Origin of the sequence: Pseudomonas sp. SK2 (genome assembly GCF_016772395.1) — a bacterium.
In the GTDB taxonomy this organism is placed as follows: Bacteria; Pseudomonadota; Gammaproteobacteria; order Pseudomonadales; family Pseudomonadaceae; genus Aquipseudomonas; species Aquipseudomonas taiwanensis.
On sequence record NZ_CP061944.1, the window covers coordinates 1760772 to 1777474 of the forward strand.

At 62.6% G+C, this 16703-nt stretch carries 15 protein-coding genes, 1 tRNA gene and 1 pseudogene; 10 read left to right on the forward strand and 7 right to left on the reverse strand.

The features are described from left to right. Positions 1-3 precede the first annotated feature (3 nt). From rlmM to pdxB, 3 genes are all read left to right on the forward strand, one after another. Complete coding sequence (gene rlmM / locus IF103_RS07795; protein WP_202676005.1) at positions 4-1068, forward strand: 23S rRNA (cytidine(2498)-2'-O)-methyltransferase RlmM; 1065 nt, start codon at positions 4-6, stop codon at positions 1066-1068. A 77-nt stretch (positions 1069-1145) separates the two neighbouring features. After that, positions 1146-1388: a sulfurtransferase TusA gene (gene tusA, locus IF103_RS07800; RefSeq protein ID WP_023379551.1), complete on the forward strand. Its 243-nt coding sequence runs from the start codon at positions 1146-1148 to the stop codon at positions 1386-1388. Between the two features lie 60 nt (positions 1389-1448). Beyond that, a complete protein-coding gene (gene pdxB / locus IF103_RS07805) occupies positions 1449-2591 on the forward strand; it encodes a 4-phosphoerythronate dehydrogenase PdxB (protein ID WP_023379552.1) in 1143 nt (380 codons plus the stop codon). A 102-nt stretch (positions 2592-2693) separates the two neighbouring features. Here pdxB and IF103_RS07810 read toward each other — a convergent pair whose 3' ends face one another. Then, positions 2694-2867 (reverse strand): PA1571 family protein, encoded by a 174-nt coding sequence (locus IF103_RS07810; RefSeq protein ID WP_023379553.1) that lies wholly within the window; start codon positions 2865-2867, stop codon positions 2694-2696. 268 nt (positions 2868-3135) lie between these two features. Between IF103_RS07810 and IF103_RS07815 the strand changes: the two genes are divergently transcribed. The 4 genes and pseudogenes from IF103_RS07815 (at position 3136) to mqo (ending at position 8487) form a co-directional block, all read left to right on the forward strand. Continuing rightward, on the forward strand, positions 3136-4899 hold the full coding sequence (locus tag IF103_RS07815) for an ABC transporter transmembrane domain-containing protein (protein ID WP_202676006.1): 1764 nt from the start codon (positions 3136-3138) through the stop codon (positions 4897-4899). A 761-nt stretch (positions 4900-5660) separates the two neighbouring features. After that, positions 5661-5771: pseudogene (locus IF103_RS25335) on the forward strand (hypothetical protein); the annotation flags it as partial. A gap of 228 nt (positions 5772-5999) precedes the next feature. Then, entirely contained in the window at positions 6000-6704 is a 705-nt protein-coding gene (locus IF103_RS25340) for a methyl-accepting chemotaxis protein (RefSeq protein WP_374375816.1), read from the forward strand. A gap of 196 nt (positions 6705-6900) precedes the next feature. Next, complete coding sequence (gene mqo / locus IF103_RS07825; protein ID WP_023379556.1) at positions 6901-8487, forward strand: malate dehydrogenase (quinone); 1587 nt, start codon at positions 6901-6903, stop codon at positions 8485-8487. Positions 8488-8586: 99 nt separating this feature from the next. Here mqo and IF103_RS07830 read toward each other — a convergent pair. Then, a tRNA-Pro gene (locus IF103_RS07830) sits at positions 8587-8663 on the reverse strand. A gap of 80 nt (positions 8664-8743) precedes the next feature. Beyond that, positions 8744-8965 carry a YgdI/YgdR family lipoprotein gene (locus IF103_RS07835; protein WP_023379557.1) on the reverse strand — a complete coding sequence of 74 codons (222 nt, stop codon included), beginning with the start codon at positions 8963-8965 and terminating at the stop codon, positions 8744-8746. A gap of 177 nt (positions 8966-9142) precedes the next feature. Between IF103_RS07835 and moaB the strand changes: the two genes are divergently transcribed. Beyond that, positions 9143-9682: a molybdenum cofactor biosynthesis protein B gene (gene moaB / locus IF103_RS07840; RefSeq protein ID WP_023379558.1), complete on the forward strand. Its 540-nt coding sequence runs from the start codon at positions 9143-9145 to the stop codon at positions 9680-9682. Beyond that, the gene (locus tag IF103_RS07845; protein ID WP_023379559.1) at positions 9666-10892 is read left to right on the forward strand and encodes a molybdopterin molybdotransferase MoeA; all 1227 of its coding nucleotides are present in this window, start codon (positions 9666-9668) and stop codon (positions 10890-10892) included. The genes moaB and IF103_RS07845 overlap by 17 nt, the downstream gene beginning before the upstream one ends. Here IF103_RS07845 and IF103_RS07850 read toward each other — a convergent pair. Both IF103_RS07850 and IF103_RS07855 read right to left on the reverse strand, forming a co-directional pair. Then, on the reverse strand, positions 10881-12128 hold the full coding sequence (locus IF103_RS07850) for a glycosyltransferase family 4 protein (protein WP_023379560.1): 1248 nt from the start codon (positions 12126-12128) through the stop codon (positions 10881-10883). The genes IF103_RS07845 and IF103_RS07850 overlap by 12 nt on opposite strands. Positions 12129-12180: 52 nt before the next feature. Next, positions 12181-13635, reverse strand: a complete 1455-nt coding sequence (locus tag IF103_RS07855; protein ID WP_104881998.1) for a mannose-1-phosphate guanylyltransferase/mannose-6-phosphate isomerase — start codon at positions 13633-13635, stop codon at positions 12181-12183. A gap of 305 nt (positions 13636-13940) precedes the next feature. Between IF103_RS07855 and yegS the strand changes: the two genes are divergently transcribed. Beyond that, positions 13941-14828 (forward strand): lipid kinase YegS, encoded by an 888-nt coding sequence (gene yegS, locus IF103_RS07860; RefSeq protein ID WP_104881997.1) that lies wholly within the window; start codon positions 13941-13943, stop codon positions 14826-14828. Here the strand turns inward: yegS and IF103_RS07865 are convergent. Both IF103_RS07865 and IF103_RS07870 read right to left on the reverse strand, forming a co-directional pair. Further along, a complete protein-coding gene (locus tag IF103_RS07865; RefSeq protein WP_023379563.1) occupies positions 14812-15471 on the reverse strand; it encodes a response regulator in 660 nt (219 codons plus the stop codon). The two genes, yegS and IF103_RS07865, sit on opposite strands and share 17 nt — an antisense overlap. Continuing rightward, positions 15461-16357 carry a sensor histidine kinase gene (locus IF103_RS07870; RefSeq protein WP_027906765.1) on the reverse strand — a complete coding sequence of 299 codons (897 nt, stop codon included), beginning with the start codon at positions 16355-16357 and terminating at the stop codon, positions 15461-15463. The genes IF103_RS07865 and IF103_RS07870 overlap by 11 nt, the downstream gene beginning before the upstream one ends. Positions 16358-16703: the final 346 nt, after the last annotated feature.

Genomic DNA, 16703 nt, shown 5'->3' on the forward strand with positions numbered 1-16703 from the left:
GAGATGAATACCCTGTTCATGCATTGCCGGCCCGGTTTCGAGGGCGAGGTGTGCGCAGAAATCAGTGAACACGCCGCCCGCCTTGGCGTTGCCGGTTATGCCAAGGGCAAGCCGCAGAGCGCCTGCGCCGAGTTCGTCTGTGCCGAGGCCGAAGGTGCCGAGCGGTTGATGGGGGAACTGCGCTTCGCTCAGTTGATTTTCCCGCGCCAGTGGGCCCGTGGTGACTTCGTCGAGTTGCCGGAAAGCGACCGTATCAGCGTGTTGCTCGAGCACCTCGGCGCTTACCCGGAGTTCGGCAGCCTATGGCTGGAGGTGCTCGACAGCAACGAAGGCAAGGAGCTGTCGACCTTTTGCCGGAAGTTCGAGGTCCCGCTGCGCAAAGCCTTGGAAAAGGCCGGGCGCCTGGTCGAAGACAGAAATCGCCCGCGTCTGTTGCTGACGTTCATCAGCGGCAGGCGGGTGTTTGTCGGCATGGCGCCACCGAGCAACAGCGCGCTCTGGGCCATGGGTATCCCTCGGCTGAAGTTCCCCCGCGAGGCACCCAGCCGTTCGACCCTCAAGCTCGAGGAAGCCTGGCACCAATTCATTCCCCGCGAGCAGTGGGAGCAGCGTCTGGGTGACGACATGACCGGTGTCGACCTGGGCGCATCGCCTGGTGGTTGGACCTACCAGCTGGTGCGTCGGGGCATGCTGGTCACCGCGATCGACAACGGCCCCATGGCCGAGAGCTTGATGGACACCGGTCTGGTGCAGCACCTGATGGCCGATGGCTTTACCTGGCAGCCAAAGCAGACGGTGGACTGGATGGTCTGCGACATCGTCGAAAAGCCCGCGCGCACCGCTGCCTTGATCGAAACCTGGCTAGGCGAGGGGCTGTGCCGCGAGGCGGTGGTCAACCTCAAGTTGCCGATGAAGCAACGCTATGCCGAGGTGCGGCGTCTGCTGGATCGCATGGAAGCCACCTTCAAGGCGCGCAAGGTCAGGGTTTCGATTGCCTGTAAGCAGCTGTATCACGACCGCGAGGAAGTGACATGTCACCTGCGCCGGCTCGACTTGAAGCCACGCTGAGTGCTTGGGGCCGGCAGCCGGCCCCTTGGACCGAAGCCTGGCATGCGCGACAATAGCGATCATTTGCGGAGTTCCACATGACTGAATTCACCCCCGACGCCATCCTCGATGCCACTGGCCTGAACTGCCCGGAGCCGGTGATGATGCTGCACCAGCACGTGCGCGACCTGGCCGCTGGCGGCCTGCTCAAGGTGATCGCCACCGACCCCTCGACCCGCCGTGATATCCCCAAGTTCTGCAACTTCCTGGGTCATGAGTTGCTGCAACAGCAGGAAGAGGCCGGTACCTTCCTGTACTGGATCCGCAAGAAGACCGACTGAGCCGCGCTGGATCAAGCCGGGCGTAGCGCCTACACTGCGTTCCCCGCACAGGAGAGCGCCATGCTGATAGTTGCCGACGAGAATATCCCGCTGCTCGATGCCTTCTTCGAAGGCTTCGGCGAGATCCGCCGTTACCCCGGCAGAAGCCTTGACGCGGCCAGCGTCAAGGATGCCGACGTACTGCTGGTGCGCTCGGTGACCCGGGTCGACCGGCAACTGCTCGAAGGCAGCCGTGTCCGTTTCGTGGGCACCTGCACCATCGGCACCGATCACCTGGACCTGGACTACTTTGCCGAGGCTGGCATCCGCTGGAGCAGCGCACCTGGGTGCAACGCCCGTGGCGTGGTGGATTACGTGCTGGGTAGCCTCCTGACCCTGGCCGACCTCGACGGTGTGTCACTGCCTGAGCGCGTATACGGCGTGGTGGGCGCAGGTGAGGTGGGCGGCCGCTTGGTGCGGGTACTGCATGGTCTGGGTTGGAAGGTGCTGGTCTGTGATCCGCTGCGTCAGGCTGTAGAAGGGGGCGACTATGTCAGCCTTGATACGGTGCTCGAGCAGTGTGATGTCATCAGCCTGCACACCCCGTTGCAGCATGGCGGCGACCACCCGACCTGGCATTTGCTGGGCGAGGCGCAATTGGCGCGTTTGCGTGCTGGCGCCTGGCTGATCAATGCCAGTCGCGGACCTGTGGTGGACAACCATGCCCTGCGCGAGCTGTTGCTGGACCGCGAGGATGTGCATGCCGTGCTCGATGTATGGGAGGGCGAGCCCCAGGTAAACCTGCAGTTGGCTGACTTGTGTACCTTGGCCACGCCACATATCGCAGGCTATAGCCTGGACGGTCGCCAGCGTGGCACGGCGCAGATCTACCAGGCGCTGTGCCGTTTCCTCGGTCAGCCCGAGCAGGTGCAATTGGCAGACTTGCTGCCCAAGCCACCGCTGGCGCAGATCGAACTGGATGCCAGCGCCGACCTGGCCTGGTCCCTGGCGACGCTGTGTCGCGCCGTGTATGACCCACGCCGTGACGATGCTGACTTCCGTCGTAGCCTGAGCGATGACCCGGCCCAGCAGCGGGCGGCCTTCGATGCCTTGCGCAAGCATTATCCACCGCGGCGTGAGATCGAAGGGCTGGCGGTGCGTATTCGGGGCGAGGCGCCGCAACTGGCACAGATGGTCAGCGCCTTGGGTTGCGCGGCCCTGTAAGAGCCGGCTCGCCGGCGTTCAGGCCGGGCAGTCCAGCGCAAAACCCCATCAGGCGCCCATGAAAAACCCGGCCAAAGGGCCGGGTTGTCAGAAATCTATTGCTCAGCCCTTGCGCACTTTTTCTACCCGACTGTCTTCGAGGTCTTTGCACGCTTGCTGGATCATCTGCTCGGTGATCGGCACCTCGCGACCTTGGGCGTCGATGATCGAGCCGCAGACCTTCGACGGTGGTTGATTCTGTGGCTTTTGGCTATCGCTGCTTCGCTGCAGACTCATCTTTCCTGTCTCCTCATCAGGTTCAAGCTCAGGGTAACCCTGCGCCGTGACCGGCCTGTGACAGCTCTGGTTCTGTTGTCACGACAGGGACAGTCCAACAGAAAGCGCCTCAAAGCTCCAGTGACCGGTTAGAACGAAAAGCTATACTCACCAGGGTGTGCGCACTATTGGACTGCATTACCCAGAATTGGTCCGCGCTCGCCTGCAACCGTTCCCCCTTATCGGATGAATGGTAGTCTCAGGGTTCCCGTCTCCTCTGGACCTCACCATGCCCGAATCGGTTTCACCACGTCAGCGACGGGCCCTGCGCCTCGCCTGGCAGTTCATTCGTCCTTATCGGCGCCAGGCCCTGCTGGCAGTGCTGGCACTGGTGGTCACGGCAGGCATTACCTTGTCCATGGGCCAGGGCATTCGCTTGCTGGTGGACCAAGGTTTCATGACCCGCTCGCCCCACCAGCTCAACCAGACCATCGGCCTGTTCCTGGTGTTGGTCCTGGCGCTGGCGGTGGGCACTTTCAGCCGGTTTTACCTGGTGTCATGGATCGGCGAACGCTGCGTGGCCGATATTCGGCGGGCGGTGTTCGATCACCTGGTGGGACTGCACCCCGGCTTTTTCGAAGACAACCGCAGTTCCGAGATCCAGTCGCGTCTGACTGCCGACACCACCTTGCTCCAGTCGGTCATAGGTTCATCGCTGTCGATGGTTCTGCGCAATGCCTTGATGGTGGTGGGAGGTGTGGTACTGCTCTTCGTCACCAACCCCAAGCTCACCAGCATCGTGGTGGTCGCCTTGCCCCTGGTGCTGGCACCGATACTGTTGTTTGGCAGGCGGGTGCGCAGCCTGTCGCGTCAGAGTCAGGATCGGGTGGCGGACGTGGGCAGTTACGTGGCGGAGACCTTGGGGCAGATCAAGACAGTACAGGCCTATAACCACCAGTCGCGGGACCGGGAGCTGTTCGCCGGTACTGTCGAGGCGGCTTTCGGTGTGGCGCGGCGGCGCATTGCCCAGCGCGCATGGCTTATCACCCTGGTCATCGTGCTGGTGCTGGGGGCCGTTGGCGTGATGCTCTGGGTCGGTGGCATGGATGTGATCGCCGGGCGTATCTCGGGCGGTGAGCTGGCCGCCTTCGTGTTCTATAGCCTGATCGTCGGTAGCGCCTTCGGTACCCTCAGTGAGGTGATCGGGGAGTTGCAGCGCGCGGCAGGCGCGGCCGAACGTATCGACGAGTTGCTGGCAGCGCGCAGTGCAATACTGCTTCCCTCGGTGCCGACGACATTGGTGTACCCACGGGTGTCTGGCAGGATCGAGTTGCAACAGGTCGGGTTTGCCTACCCGTCGCGGCCTTCGGTGTCGGCCATCGACGATCTGAGCCTGGTGGTAGAGCCGGGGCAGACCGTGGCGCTGGTAGGACCGTCCGGTGCCGGCAAGTCGACCCTGTTCGACCTGCTGCTGCGCTTCTACGACCCCCAGCGCGGGCGCATTCTGCTCGACGGGCAACCCATCACAGACCTGGACCCGGCCGACGTACGTCGCCAATTCGCCTTGGTTGCGCAGAGCCCCGCGCTGTTTCGCGGTAGCGTCGAGGCCAACATCCGATACGGTCGGCCCGAGGCGACCTGGGAGGAGGTGGAAGCGGCTGCGCGGGGCGCCCATGCCGACGCGTTCATCCGGCAGTTACCCCAGGGCTATCAGACGATGCTGGGGGAGGGCGGGACCGGCCTTTCGGGAGGGCAGCGCCAACGCCTGGCCATCGCTCGAGCGCTGTTGGTAGACGCGCCTATCCTGTTGCTCGACGAAGCCACCAGCGCCCTCGATGCCCAGAGCGAGCACTTGATCCAGCAAGCGCTGCCGAGCCTGATGGCCGGTCGGACCACCCTGGTGATTGCGCACCGCCTGGCCACGGTGCAACACGCCGACCGGATCGCGGTGATCGACAAGGGCCGTTTGGTAGCGGTGGGCAGCCATGCCCAACTGATCGAGCAAAGCCCACTTTACGCGCGATTGGCCTCGCTGCAGTTCAATACGCGTTAGTGCGTGGCCCTATGTAACATTTCTGTAGCAATTGCCTGAGAGTATCTGGATCAGCTGTTGCGTAAGTGCTCGACCTGGCTGCTATCGACCGATGGCAGCTTTTTTTTGGTCTGCGAACGAGGACATGGATGTCTTGATCTGCGCTGCCGGCGCACGCCATTTTCTTCCTCCTGGTTCCCGAGATCCCGATGTTGCGTAAATCCCTCAGAGTACAAATGCTCACCCTGCTGGCCGGTAGCCTGGCGGCGATGCTGTTGATCGCCCTGGTGTGCTTTCAGTTTCTGTCTTCCAGCGTGCGCGGTTATGCCGGGCTGGTGGATGGGCCGTTACGGGCTTCGCAACTGATCGACGAAGCCAATCTGCAGTTCAAGATTCAGGTGCAGGAGTGGAAGAACGTCTTGCTGCGTGGTCGCCAGCCGGCTGATCTGGACAGGTACTGGCAGCAGTTCCAGACGCGTGAGCAGCAGGTTCAACAGTTGCTCGGGCAATTGATCGAGACCACCGATGGCAAGCTCAAGGCGCCCTTGCAACAGTTGCGCGAGAGCCACCGGCAGTTGGGGGTAGCCTACGAAAAGGGGCGTCAGGCGTTCTTGGCCGCAGGCGGCGACCCTGTGGCGGGCGACCAGGCGGTGAAGGGGGTCGACCGCGCTGCCAGCGAGCAAATGAGTGCGCTGGTCGAACAGCTGCGCGCCGATGCCCGCGAACGGGCGTCCCACATCAGCGCCGTCGCCGAGCGCACAGTGTGGTTGGGTGTGTTGGTCATGTTGGTGTCGGCTGCGCTGGTCGGCCTGCTTAGTCTTTGGTTGATCAATCGCAGCCTGATCAAGCCTATCGGCCAGCTGATCGAGTACGTCGCGCAACTGAGTCAGGGCCGCTTTGTCTCGCGGGTGGACAGCCGCCGTGAGGATGAACTCGGTCGCCTGGCCCGGGCAGCCAATACCCTGCGTGACTTCCTCGCCGACACCGTCGGCCGTTTGCAGGACAACGCCCAGGAGCTCGAAGGTGCGAGCGGCCAATTGCGCAGCATCGCCAGTGACATGGCCCGTGGGACCCATGACCAGTTCCAGCGCACCGACCAGGTGACCACGGCCATGCACCAGATGTCCGCTACCGCCCAGGAAGTGGCACGCCACGCTGCCGAGGCAGCACGCGCGGCGGATGAAGCAGACCAAAGCGCCCAGGCCGGCGAGCAGGTGATGCAGCAGACCATCGACATCATCGCCGTGGTCAACCGTGAAATTGCCGGTACGGCTGCGGTGATTCGCGAACTGGAAAACGACAGCACCCGCATTGGCAAGGTACTCGAAGTGATTCGCGGCATCGCCGAACAGACCAACCTGCTGGCGCTCAACGCTGCCATAGAGGCGGCCCGTGCTGGCGAGGCCGGGCGTGGTTTTGCGGTGGTTGCCGACGAAGTGCGCAGCCTGGCCCAGCGCACGGCGGCTTCCATCGCGGAAATTCATCAGATCATAGAGGCGGTGCAGTCGGGTGCGGTGGACGCGGTGAAGGCCATCGAAAGCGGTCGGCAGCGCAGCGAGGAGGGGGCCGAGCAGGTCCAGCAGGCGGGGCAGATGCTGCAGCGCATTACCCTGTCGGTGGAGGCGATTCGCGACATGAACCGGCAGATTGCCACGGCGGCCGAGGAACAGACCAGCGTGGCCGAAGACATCTCGTGCAACCTGATCGAAATCACCCGCATCGCCACGGCGAACCAGGAGGCCGTGCAGCACACCGAACGAGCCGGGCAGCGCTTGCATGGCCTCTCGGGGCAGTTGGGTGAGGTGACGTCACGCCTGACCGCCTGACGCGCAAGCGCCAGGCGCGGGTTCACCGGCGAAGCATCCGGGGGAAATCCGCCACCCAGGTTGGCGCAATCCGCTGCCCTGTGGCGGATTGTCGCCATGCGACCTACCGTCTCACCCCATGTTGCCTGGTCCAGGGCCTGTTGGCACGCTCCCTGCTCATAGCGGCGCGCGTGTACACAACAACTGGATCACATCAATGAAGAAAATCCTGCTGACGCTCCTCTGCCTGAGCGTCATCGGTTGCTCCAAACCCGAGGCGCCGCAAAAGTCCGTCGATGTCCTGCTGATCGGCGGCGGCATCATGAGTGCCAGCCTCGGCACCTACCTCACCGAGCTTGAGCCGAACTGGAAGGTCGACGTCTACGAACGCATGGACCAGGTCGCCGAAGAGAGCTCCAATGCCTGGAACAACGCCGGTACCGGGCATTCGGCCTTCTGCGAGCTGAACTACACCAGTGAGGGCACGGACGGCAGTATCGACATCAGCAAGGCCGTCGGTGTCAACGAGCAGTTTGAGATCTCCAAGCAGTTCTGGGCCTATCAGGTCGAGCAGGGCGTGCTGAGCAACCCCAAGTCGTTCATCAACAATGTGCCGCACATGAGCTTCGTATGGGGCGACGAGAACGTCGCCTTCCTGCACAAGCGCGTGGCCGCACTGCAGCACAGTTCGCTGTTCCGCGGTATGGAAATTTCCGAGGACCACGAGCAGATCCGCAAATGGGTGCCGCTGGTGATGGAGGGCCGGGACCCAGAGCAGAAAGTGGCTGCCACGCGGATGGCCATCGGCACCGACGTGAACTTTGGCGAGATCACTCGTCAGCTGTTCGCCTCGATGGCGCGCAACCCCAACGTCAAGCTGCACCTGCGCCACGAAGTGCGTGACATCGTGCGCAACGATGACGGCACCTGGAATGTGCTGGTGGCCGACTTGGCCAATGGTGGGGAGCAGACTCGCGTCAACGCCAAGTTCGTGTTCATCGGTGCCGGTGGCGGTGCGCTTAAACTGCTGCAGAAATCGGGCATTCCCGAAGCGCAAGGCTACGCCGGCTTCCCGGTGGGTGGCCAGTTCCTGATGACCGACAACCCGGACATCGTCGCCCGCCACAAGGCCAAGCTTTACGGCAAAGCCTCGGTCGGCGCGCCGCCGATGTCGGTCCCGCACCTGGACACGCGGATGATCGATGGCAAGCAAGTACTGCTTTTCGGCCCGTTCGCGACCTTCTCCACCAAGTACCTCAAGCACGGCTCGCTGCTGGACATGTTCGCGTCGTTGACCAGCCACAACGTGCTGCCGATGGTGCATGCCGGCATCGACAACATCGACCTGAGCACTTACCTGATGGGCCAATTGATGCTCAGCTTCGATGACCGCATGAACGCCCTGCGCGAGTATTTCCCCAATGCCAGGAACGAAGACTGGCAGTTGCTGCAGGCCGGCCAGCGCGTCCAAGTGATCAAGAAGGACCCGGTACACGGTGGCGTTTTGCAGTTCGGTACAGAAGTCGTGGCCGCCCAGGACGGCAGCATCGCCGCGTTGCTTGGCGCTTCCCCAGGGGCTTCTACCGCTGCGCCGATCATGCTGACCGTGCTGGAAAAGACCTTCAAGGACCGCATCCGGACGCCGCAATGGCAAGCCAAGCTCAAGGAAATCGTGCCGACCTATGGGCAAAAGCTGAACAACGATCTGGAGCTGACCAACAAGACCCGTCAGTGGAGCAGCGCGCGCTTGCAGTTGCTTTACATACCGGTGCAGGCAGAACAGGCCGTAGCCGACCTTAAGTGAGTGGAGTGCTGTGCCGGCCTGTTCGCAGCGCCGGTACAGCCTGCCGACATTTTCTGGACGCAACAAAAAGCCCGCACAAGGCGGGCTTTTTGAAGGATCTGGTCGGAGAGACAGGATTCGAACCTGCGGCCTTCTCGTCCCGAACGAGACGCGCTACCTGGCTGCGCTACACTCCGATGAACAAAATCCTACTGTATCGCCTTTTTGAACGCAAGCCCTTGTTGTGTAAAGGCCGTTTGCTCGAAGGCGGGCTCCATCAGAGCTCTTTTACGGTGCGAATCTGGTCCTTGTTCAGGCGCGTGCGCTTGCCGTCGAGTTGCTCGAATTCATAGAACCCGGAGTCCTCGTCGAACGTCGGGGTGTCCACGGCCTGGATCTCGCGACCGTCGTTCAGCGTGATGACGGTTGGCGATGCGCAGCCAGCGAGGGCGCCCAGCCCCAGGGCGAGAATGAAGGCAGGAAGGGTCCGTTGAATCATCGTGTTTCTCCAGTGCGATGGTGCTAGATGACATTAAGACGCAGGGCGTCCATGCAAGTTCCTCTGACAGTGCAGCATAGCGCTAAAGCCCGGACATTGACCGGGAACAACGGCGGCATCGGCCAGGGCCGGCTGTGATATAACTGCGGCCATCACTTGCTACTGCGACGAATGCTCATGAAAGCTAAAGCAGACACCCCCTTCGTGCCGCTGAACATCGCCGTGCTCACGGTCAGCGACACCCGTACCTTCGAAACCGATACCTCCGGCCAACTGTTCGTCGACCGCTTGACCGAGGCCGGACACCAACTGGCGGCGCGGGTATTGCTCAAGGACGACCTATACAAGATCCGCGCCCAGGTTGCGAACTGGATCGCCGACGAGACCGTGCAGGTGGTATTGATCACTGGCGGTACCGGTTTCACTGGCCGTGACAGCACCCCGGAAGCCGTGGCGTGCCTGCTGGACAAGCAGGTGGAAGGATTCGGCGAATTGTTCCGGCAGATCTCCGTTGCCGATATCGGCACTTCCACGGTGCAGTCTCGTGCTCTGGCAGGCCTGGCCAATGGCACCTTGGTCTGCTGCCTGCCAGGGTCGACCAATGCCGTGCGTACCGGTTGGGACGGCATCTTGGCCGAGCAGCTCGACGCCCGCCATCGCCCCTGCAACTTCGTGCCGCACCTGAAGCAGGCAACGGCCTGTGACAGCCGTGGTTGAGGCAGTGCAGAAGCAGCCGCTGATGTCGGTCGAAGAAGCGCTGCAGCGCTTGATTGCCCTGGCCGAGGCTGCGCCGATCGAGGCACGCGAGATCGTTCCGCTGGCCGAGGCACAGGGCCGGGTCCTTGCGACCGACCTGGTGGCTACGCTGGACCTGCCGCCCTGGCCGAACAGTGCCATGGACGGCTATGCGCTGCGCCTGGACGACTGGCGAGGCGAGCCGCTGCCGGTCAGCCAGCGCATCTTTGCCGGGCATGCCCCCCAACCTTTGCAGCCTGGAACCTGTGCGCGGATCTTCACCGGCGCGCCGCTGCCCGCGGGCGCCGATTGCGTCGAGATGCAGGAAAACGCCGAGGTGCTGGACGATGGCCGGGTGCGTTTCCTCGAGCCCATGAAGCTCGAGCAGAATGTGCGACCACAGGGCCAGGAGACCCGCCAGGGCGAACAGGTGATGGCTGCCGGTACGCGTCTCGGGCCGATTCAGTTGGGCTTGGCGGCGACACTTGGCTTCGCCACCTTGGAGGTGGTGCGAAAGATTCGAGTGGCAGTGCTCAGCACCGGCGATGAATTGGTGGAGCCTGGCCTGCCGCTAGGGCCTGGGCAGATCTACAACAGCAATCGCCGTCTGCTGGTGAGCTGGTTGCAGCGCCTGGGTTGCGAGGTTCGCGATGTGGGCATCCTGGCTGATGACCTGGCCCGCACGCGCGAATGCCTGGCCGGGTTGGGCGATGTCGACCTGATCCTTTCCACGGGCGGTGTTTCCGTCGGTGAAGCTGACTACCTTGGTGCAGTCCTGCGCGAGGCCGGTGAGCTGGCGTTGTGGAAACTTGCGATCAAGCCGGGCAAGCCCCTCACGTTCGGACATTTCCGTGGTGTGCCGGTGATCGGCTTGCCAGGCAACCCAGCGTCCACGCTCGTCACCTTCGGGTTGCTGACCCGCCCCTACCTGTTACGCCGTCAAGGCGTGACCGAGGTGACGCCCTTGCGTTTCGATATGCCTGCCGGTTTCGAATGGACCAAGGCAGGAACCCGCCGCGAATACCTGCGTGCGCGTATCGAGCAAGGCCAGGTGCGGATCTACAAGAACCAGAGTTCTGGTGTGCTGCGCAGCGCGGCATGGGCCGAAGGTCTGGTGGAGGTACGCGAAGGCACCCTGCCCAAGCCGGGCGACAGCGTGCCGTTCATTCCCTTCAGCGAGCTACTTGACTGAACGCCCGAGCCAGGCAGCATCGTTTTGCCTGGCGTCGGCCGGCGTGGCTTGAGTCAGGCGCATATGCACATTCTCCAACTGCTGGGCGCTGACGCTCCAGTCGTGGCGTTGTCGGGCAAACTGGCGGCCGGCCTCGCTGAGCTGGCACATGCGCCATGGTTGGTTGAGTAGTTGCGTGATGAACAGCGCCAACTGGTCGCCGTCGTCACTGCCCAAGTAGTGCTCGCCGTTGTTCACGGCCAAGCCTGAAACGCCCTTGGCAGTGGTGATGACGGGCAAGCCTGCGGCCATTGCCTCAAGAATTTTCACTTTGGAGCCGCCGGCATAGCGCAGGGGCGCGAAAAACAGCGCGGAACGTTGTTGCAGTTCGCGCAGGTCAGGGCGGTAGCCGAGCCATTCGATGCGCGGATCGTTCCAGTGCAGTTTCCAGCTGGCGGGCATGGCGTGCCCGGCGATAGCCAGGCGCACGGCGGGGTTGCTCATCCAGACTTGGGGCAGGATCTCCTCCAGCGCCCACTCGATGGCTTCGAGGTTGGCGCCATACTCGAAATTGCCCACGAACAGCAGACGCTGGCTATGAAATGCCGGGCGCACGTTCTGGTAGTGATCGCAGTCGACACCGTTGACCACCACGTTTACCGGACGCCCGCTGACCTGGCTGATGAGGTCGGCGTCATGGGTACTCACCGCCACCACTTCGGTGGGTTGGCGCAACACGCGTTGCTCCCAGCGCCGGTAGCGCCAGCGGTCGAAGGCATTGAGCGGTCGCAGCCACAGGGGCAGTTGGTCATGGCAGGCGGCGCCCATCACCGATTCGACCGTGTGCTCGGTCAGCATGTACGGTAAGCCACGGGCCTGCAGGGCTTTTTCGAAAGGCTGGAAGCTGTAGCTGTGCTCGATCTGGATCACATCCCAGGGTTCATCCAGCAATTGTTCGAAGCGGTGTCGAAGGCAGGGGGCCAGGCCGTTGATGATGGCCCGCATCGGGTAGTCGATGATGGGGGATGCCAACAGGTTCAGTGGGCTGTGAAGCGGGCGCCTGGGCAGCACTATCAGGCGCTCGACCAATGGTTCCAGAGCATCGCGGGCGGCATCGCTGAGCGGAATCTTCGACTGCACCAGCAAGGTGATCCGGTGACCGTGCTGCGCGAGGGCACGCAGCAGGTGGTATTGCCGGGTCTTGCTGCCGCTGGTGGTGGGCCAGGGCAGGTAGGGCAGTGTCCAGAGAATGCGCATGACCCGGAATCCTCGCTAAAGGTCGCGGATAACAAGACGCGCCCGCTGACAATCAGCCAGCAGCTGCTGTCGGGGCGCGTCCATAGATATCAGTAAAGCGTACGATGTCGTCTTCGCCCAGGTATTCGCCGCTCTGTACTTCGATCATCACCAGGTCGATGACGCCAGGGTTGGTCAGGCGGTGGGTGCGGCCTGGTTTGATGAAGGTGGACTCGTTGGTATCGAGCAGGAATTCTTCTTCACCATTGGTCACGCAGGCCATGCCGCTGACCACGATCCAATGTTCGCTGCGGTGATGGTGCATCTGCAGTGACAGGGACTCGCCAGGGCGCACCATGATGCGCTTGATCTTGAACCGCGGGCCTTCCTCCAGCACCGTGTACATCCCCCAGGGACGAGTGACGGTGCGGTGCAGGCGATAGGTTTCGTGGCCCTGGTGCTTGAGCTGCTGGGCGATGACCTTGACCTCCTGGCTGCGCGAGGCATCGGCGATCAGCAGGGCGTCGGGGGTGTCGATGACGATCAGGTTGTCCAGGCCCACGGCGCCAACCAGGCGCTTGGGTGAGTCGATGTAGCAGTTGCGTACATCGTGCAGCACCGCTTCACCGTTGCAGTGGTTGCCGGCGTCGTCGGTCTGGCGCAGCTCACGCACCGCTTCCCAGCTACCGATGTCGCTCCAGCCCAGCTCGCAGGGCACCACGGCGACCTTATCGGAGCGCTCCATCAGGGCGTAGTCGATGGAGATGTCCTCGGCCAGGGCGAAGCTGTCCGCGTCCAACTCCACCTGTAGCGCCTTGTCGCCTTGCTTGATGGCACTGCGCTGCAGGCAGGTGGCGACGCTGCCGAGCACTTCGGGGGCGTGAGCCTGCAGTTCCTCAAGCACACTGCTGGCGCGCAGGCAGAACATGCCGGCGTTCCACAGGTGGCGTCCACCGTCGAGGTATTCCTGGGCGGTAGGCGTGTCGGGCTTTTCAACGAAACGAGCCACCTGATAGGCGTGCTCGTTCAGCGCTTTGCCACGTTCGATGTAGCCGAACCCGGTCTCGGCGCGGTCGGGCACCAGGCCAAAGGTGGCCAGCCAGCCGTTTTCGGCCAGCTGGCGTGCATGAGCGACCGCTTGGGCGAAGGCTTCGAAATCTTGTATCAGGTGGTCGGCGGGCAGGATCAGCAGCAGGCTGTCCTCACCATATTGCGTGGCACAGTGGAGTGCGGCGGCGGCTATCGCCGGAGCCGTATTGCGTCCACTTGGCTCCAGAATGAAGTCCAAGGGCAGCTTGCCTGGATTGACCTGGCCATACTCATCCTGGGTGCGAAAGAATACTTCTCGGTTGGTCACGGTCAGCAAGCGCTCGACCCCCGGTAGGGCGCTGGCGCGCACGAAGGTTTTCTGCAGCAGGCTCTCGCCATCCGGTAAGCGCATGAAGGGCTTGGGCATGGCTTCCCTGGAAACCGGCCAAAGACGGGTACCGGCACCGCCAGCAATGATACAGGGGATCAGAACGCTCATTTCACGACCTCGACTCAGGGCGCCGTCAGTGGCGCCATTGAAGGGGAACGATGCGACCTGTCAGGGTTATGGCGGCAAAAAGTCAAAAAACCGACTTTTCTAGGCATCATCTTCCATGAAGGCCAAATATTTGTCGATCATGCTCCCTGTGAGCGAAGCTTTCAATGATGAATGTGTGAATTTGGTTGTTTTTCGTACGATGGCTTGCGCAGGAGGCCCTCGTCAGTCGAGCAGGGCCATGCAGCATTCTGCGAGAGGCGATGGTCGACATCTGGAGAAGACTGTCTTCACTGGGGAGAAAAACGATGCAAGGGCGCAAGGCAGTGTTGATCCTGCACGGCAAGCAGGCGATGAATGACGAAGTGCGTGAAGCCGTGCGCGGTATGCGCGAGCGCGGTTGGACGTTGGATGTGCGCGTCACCTGGGAAGCCGGGGATGCCCAACGCTTTGTCGATGAGGCGGTGGCGGCCGGTTACACCCATGTGGTCGCAGGTGGCGGCGATGGCACTTTGCGCGATGTAGCCGAAGCCGTGGGGCTGGCGGCCACGGACGCCAGCCTGGCGCTGCTACCGCTGGGCACCGCCAATGATTTCGCCAAGGCTGCTGGAATACCGCTGGAACCTGCGGCGGCGTTGGCGCTGCTGGAGCAGCCCGCAAAACCGATCGACCTGGGGCAGGTGGGCGAGCAACTGTTTCTCAATATGGCCACTGGTGGTTTCGGTAGCCAGGTGACGGCCAACACCTCGGAGGATCTGAAAAAAGTGCTGGGGGCGGCGGCTTACCTGTTCACTGGGCTGTCGCGTTTCAGTGAGCTGCAAGCCGCCAAGGTGGCGTTGCATGGGCCGGGGTTCGATTGGCAGGGCGAGTTGCTGGCCCTGGGGATCGGCAATGGACGCCAGGCTGGCGGCGGTCAGGTGCTGTGCCCGGAGGCGGTGGCCGACGATGGCCTGCTGGACATCGCCATCCTCCCTGCGCCTCAGGAAATGTTAGGGGCGCTGCGTGACCTCTTCGCCGGCGAGGGCTTGTTCGTCCGCGCCAGGTTGCCGTGGGTGGAGGTCAAGTGCTCCCAGGGGCTGGACATCAACCTTGACGGCGAACCGTTGCAAGCCGAAAGCCTGCGCTTCGAGGCGAAACCTGCGGCCCTGCGCTTGCACCTGCCGGAGGGCTCGCCGCTGCTCAGTCGTCCAGGCTGATGATTTTTTCGCGTACGGCGAACAGCACCAGGCCGGCCACGTCATAGATCTGCAGACGTTTCATGATCTGCGAGCGGTGGGTTTCAACGGTCTTGATCGACAGGCCAAGGCCGGCGGCGATCTCGCGGGTCGATTTGCCGCGCACGATCAGACGCAGGATCTCCAGCTGGCGGGCGGTCAGGTTGTGACGCTCACTGACGGCGTGCTTGCCATGCTGTGCATGCATGAGTGCCTGATTGATCACGGTGTGGGCGATGGCCGGGCTGAGATAGCGCTCGCCATTGCGCAGGGCGGCCAGGGCCTGTTCCAGCTCGGTAGCGGTGGTGTCCTTGAGCAGGTAGCCATGGGCGCCGCTTTCCAGGGCGCGCATGATCAGCTCCGGGTCGGTGTGCATCGACAGGATCAGCACCTTGCTGGTATTGCCGCTGGCGCGCAGTTGGGTGAGCGCATCCAGCCCGCTGGTGGAACGCATGGAAATGTCCAGCAGGATGATGTCCGGCGCCAACGCATGCACCTGTTCGAGCAGCTGGTTGCCGTCGTCGGCTTCGCCGATCACGGTGTAGCCAGGAATGTCGGAAACCAGGGCTCGGACCCCGGCACGGATCAGCGAGTGGTCGTCCACCAACAGCAATCTACAGGTCATGGGAAGCGGGGGTCCTGGCACGTTCATGGGTGCGTGGCGGCCATGGGAAAATGACATCGATCCGGGTGCCCAGGCCAAGCTGACTGGTGATGGTCAGGTTGCCCTTCAGGGCCACCACCCGTTCCTGCATACCGGCCATGCCGCGTTGGCCGGCCTCGGCCGGGTTGCTCGTGGGAGTGAAGCCGCGACCGTCGTCCTGGATGGTCAGGGCCAGGCCTTCGGGGCTGCGTTGCAGCTTGATGGTCAGGTTGCGTGCCTGGGCATGGCGCAGCATGTTGGTAACGGCTTCCTGGGTGATGCGAAAGACGGCCATGGACACTTCCTCGCCAATCCCCCCCAGGCGTTGGTGGCATTCCAGGCTCCAGTGCACGTCGCTGCTTGCCAGTGTGCGAACCAGGTGAGCACGCAGGCTGGCTTCCAGGCCCAGGCTGGCCAGTTGCCTTGGGTTGAGAATGGCCGAGACATCGCGCACGTTGCTCAAGGTGTCTTCCAGGGTGTCGCGCAGGGTGCTGCACTGTGGCTGCAGGTCGGCTGGCATCCGCCGTTGCAGCCAGTCCAGTTGCAGCTTGGCAGCGGTCAGCAGTTGGCCGATGTCATCATGCAGTTCGCGGCTCAGGCGTTGGCGCTCGCTCTCCTGGACCTTGAGCATGCGGTCGGCCAGTTCCGCCGGCTGCAGGTTGATCGACCTAGCGCCGCGGCTCAAGTGCCAGGCCACACCCAGCGTGGCGATCAGTTGCAATACCAGCAGGCCACCCGGCAGGGGTTGGTTGGCCATGAACAGCACGAGATTGGCGACCAGCGAAGCCACGCACAGCAACGCCGTCATCCAGCGCAGCAGGGCAGTGCGAGAACAGCAACGCAGAGGGATCTTCAAGCGTGGGAGCATAAATAGGGAAGCCACTGAAGTATTGCTGATGGAGGGCCTTGCACAGGTATTACCAGAGGCTTTGGCGTAGTGCTTTCAATCAATCGTCCAGCGCACGTCGAAAGGATCTGCAGGGGTGCCGAGAGCGTTTTCGTGTGCGCATATTAACACTTTGGGATGATTTGGTCGCGGGCAGCCAGAGCATCGAATCCTTAGGATTTGCGGGGGTATCCGGAGGTTTTTTCATCTCCGGACGAGGCAAAATGCCATTGTTTGACCAAGTTGTGTGCTTTTCCGGCGCAACTCGCTTGAATCGTACTCAAGTGCAAACGCCAAACTTTGGCCAAACTTCACTAGTTCGACCATG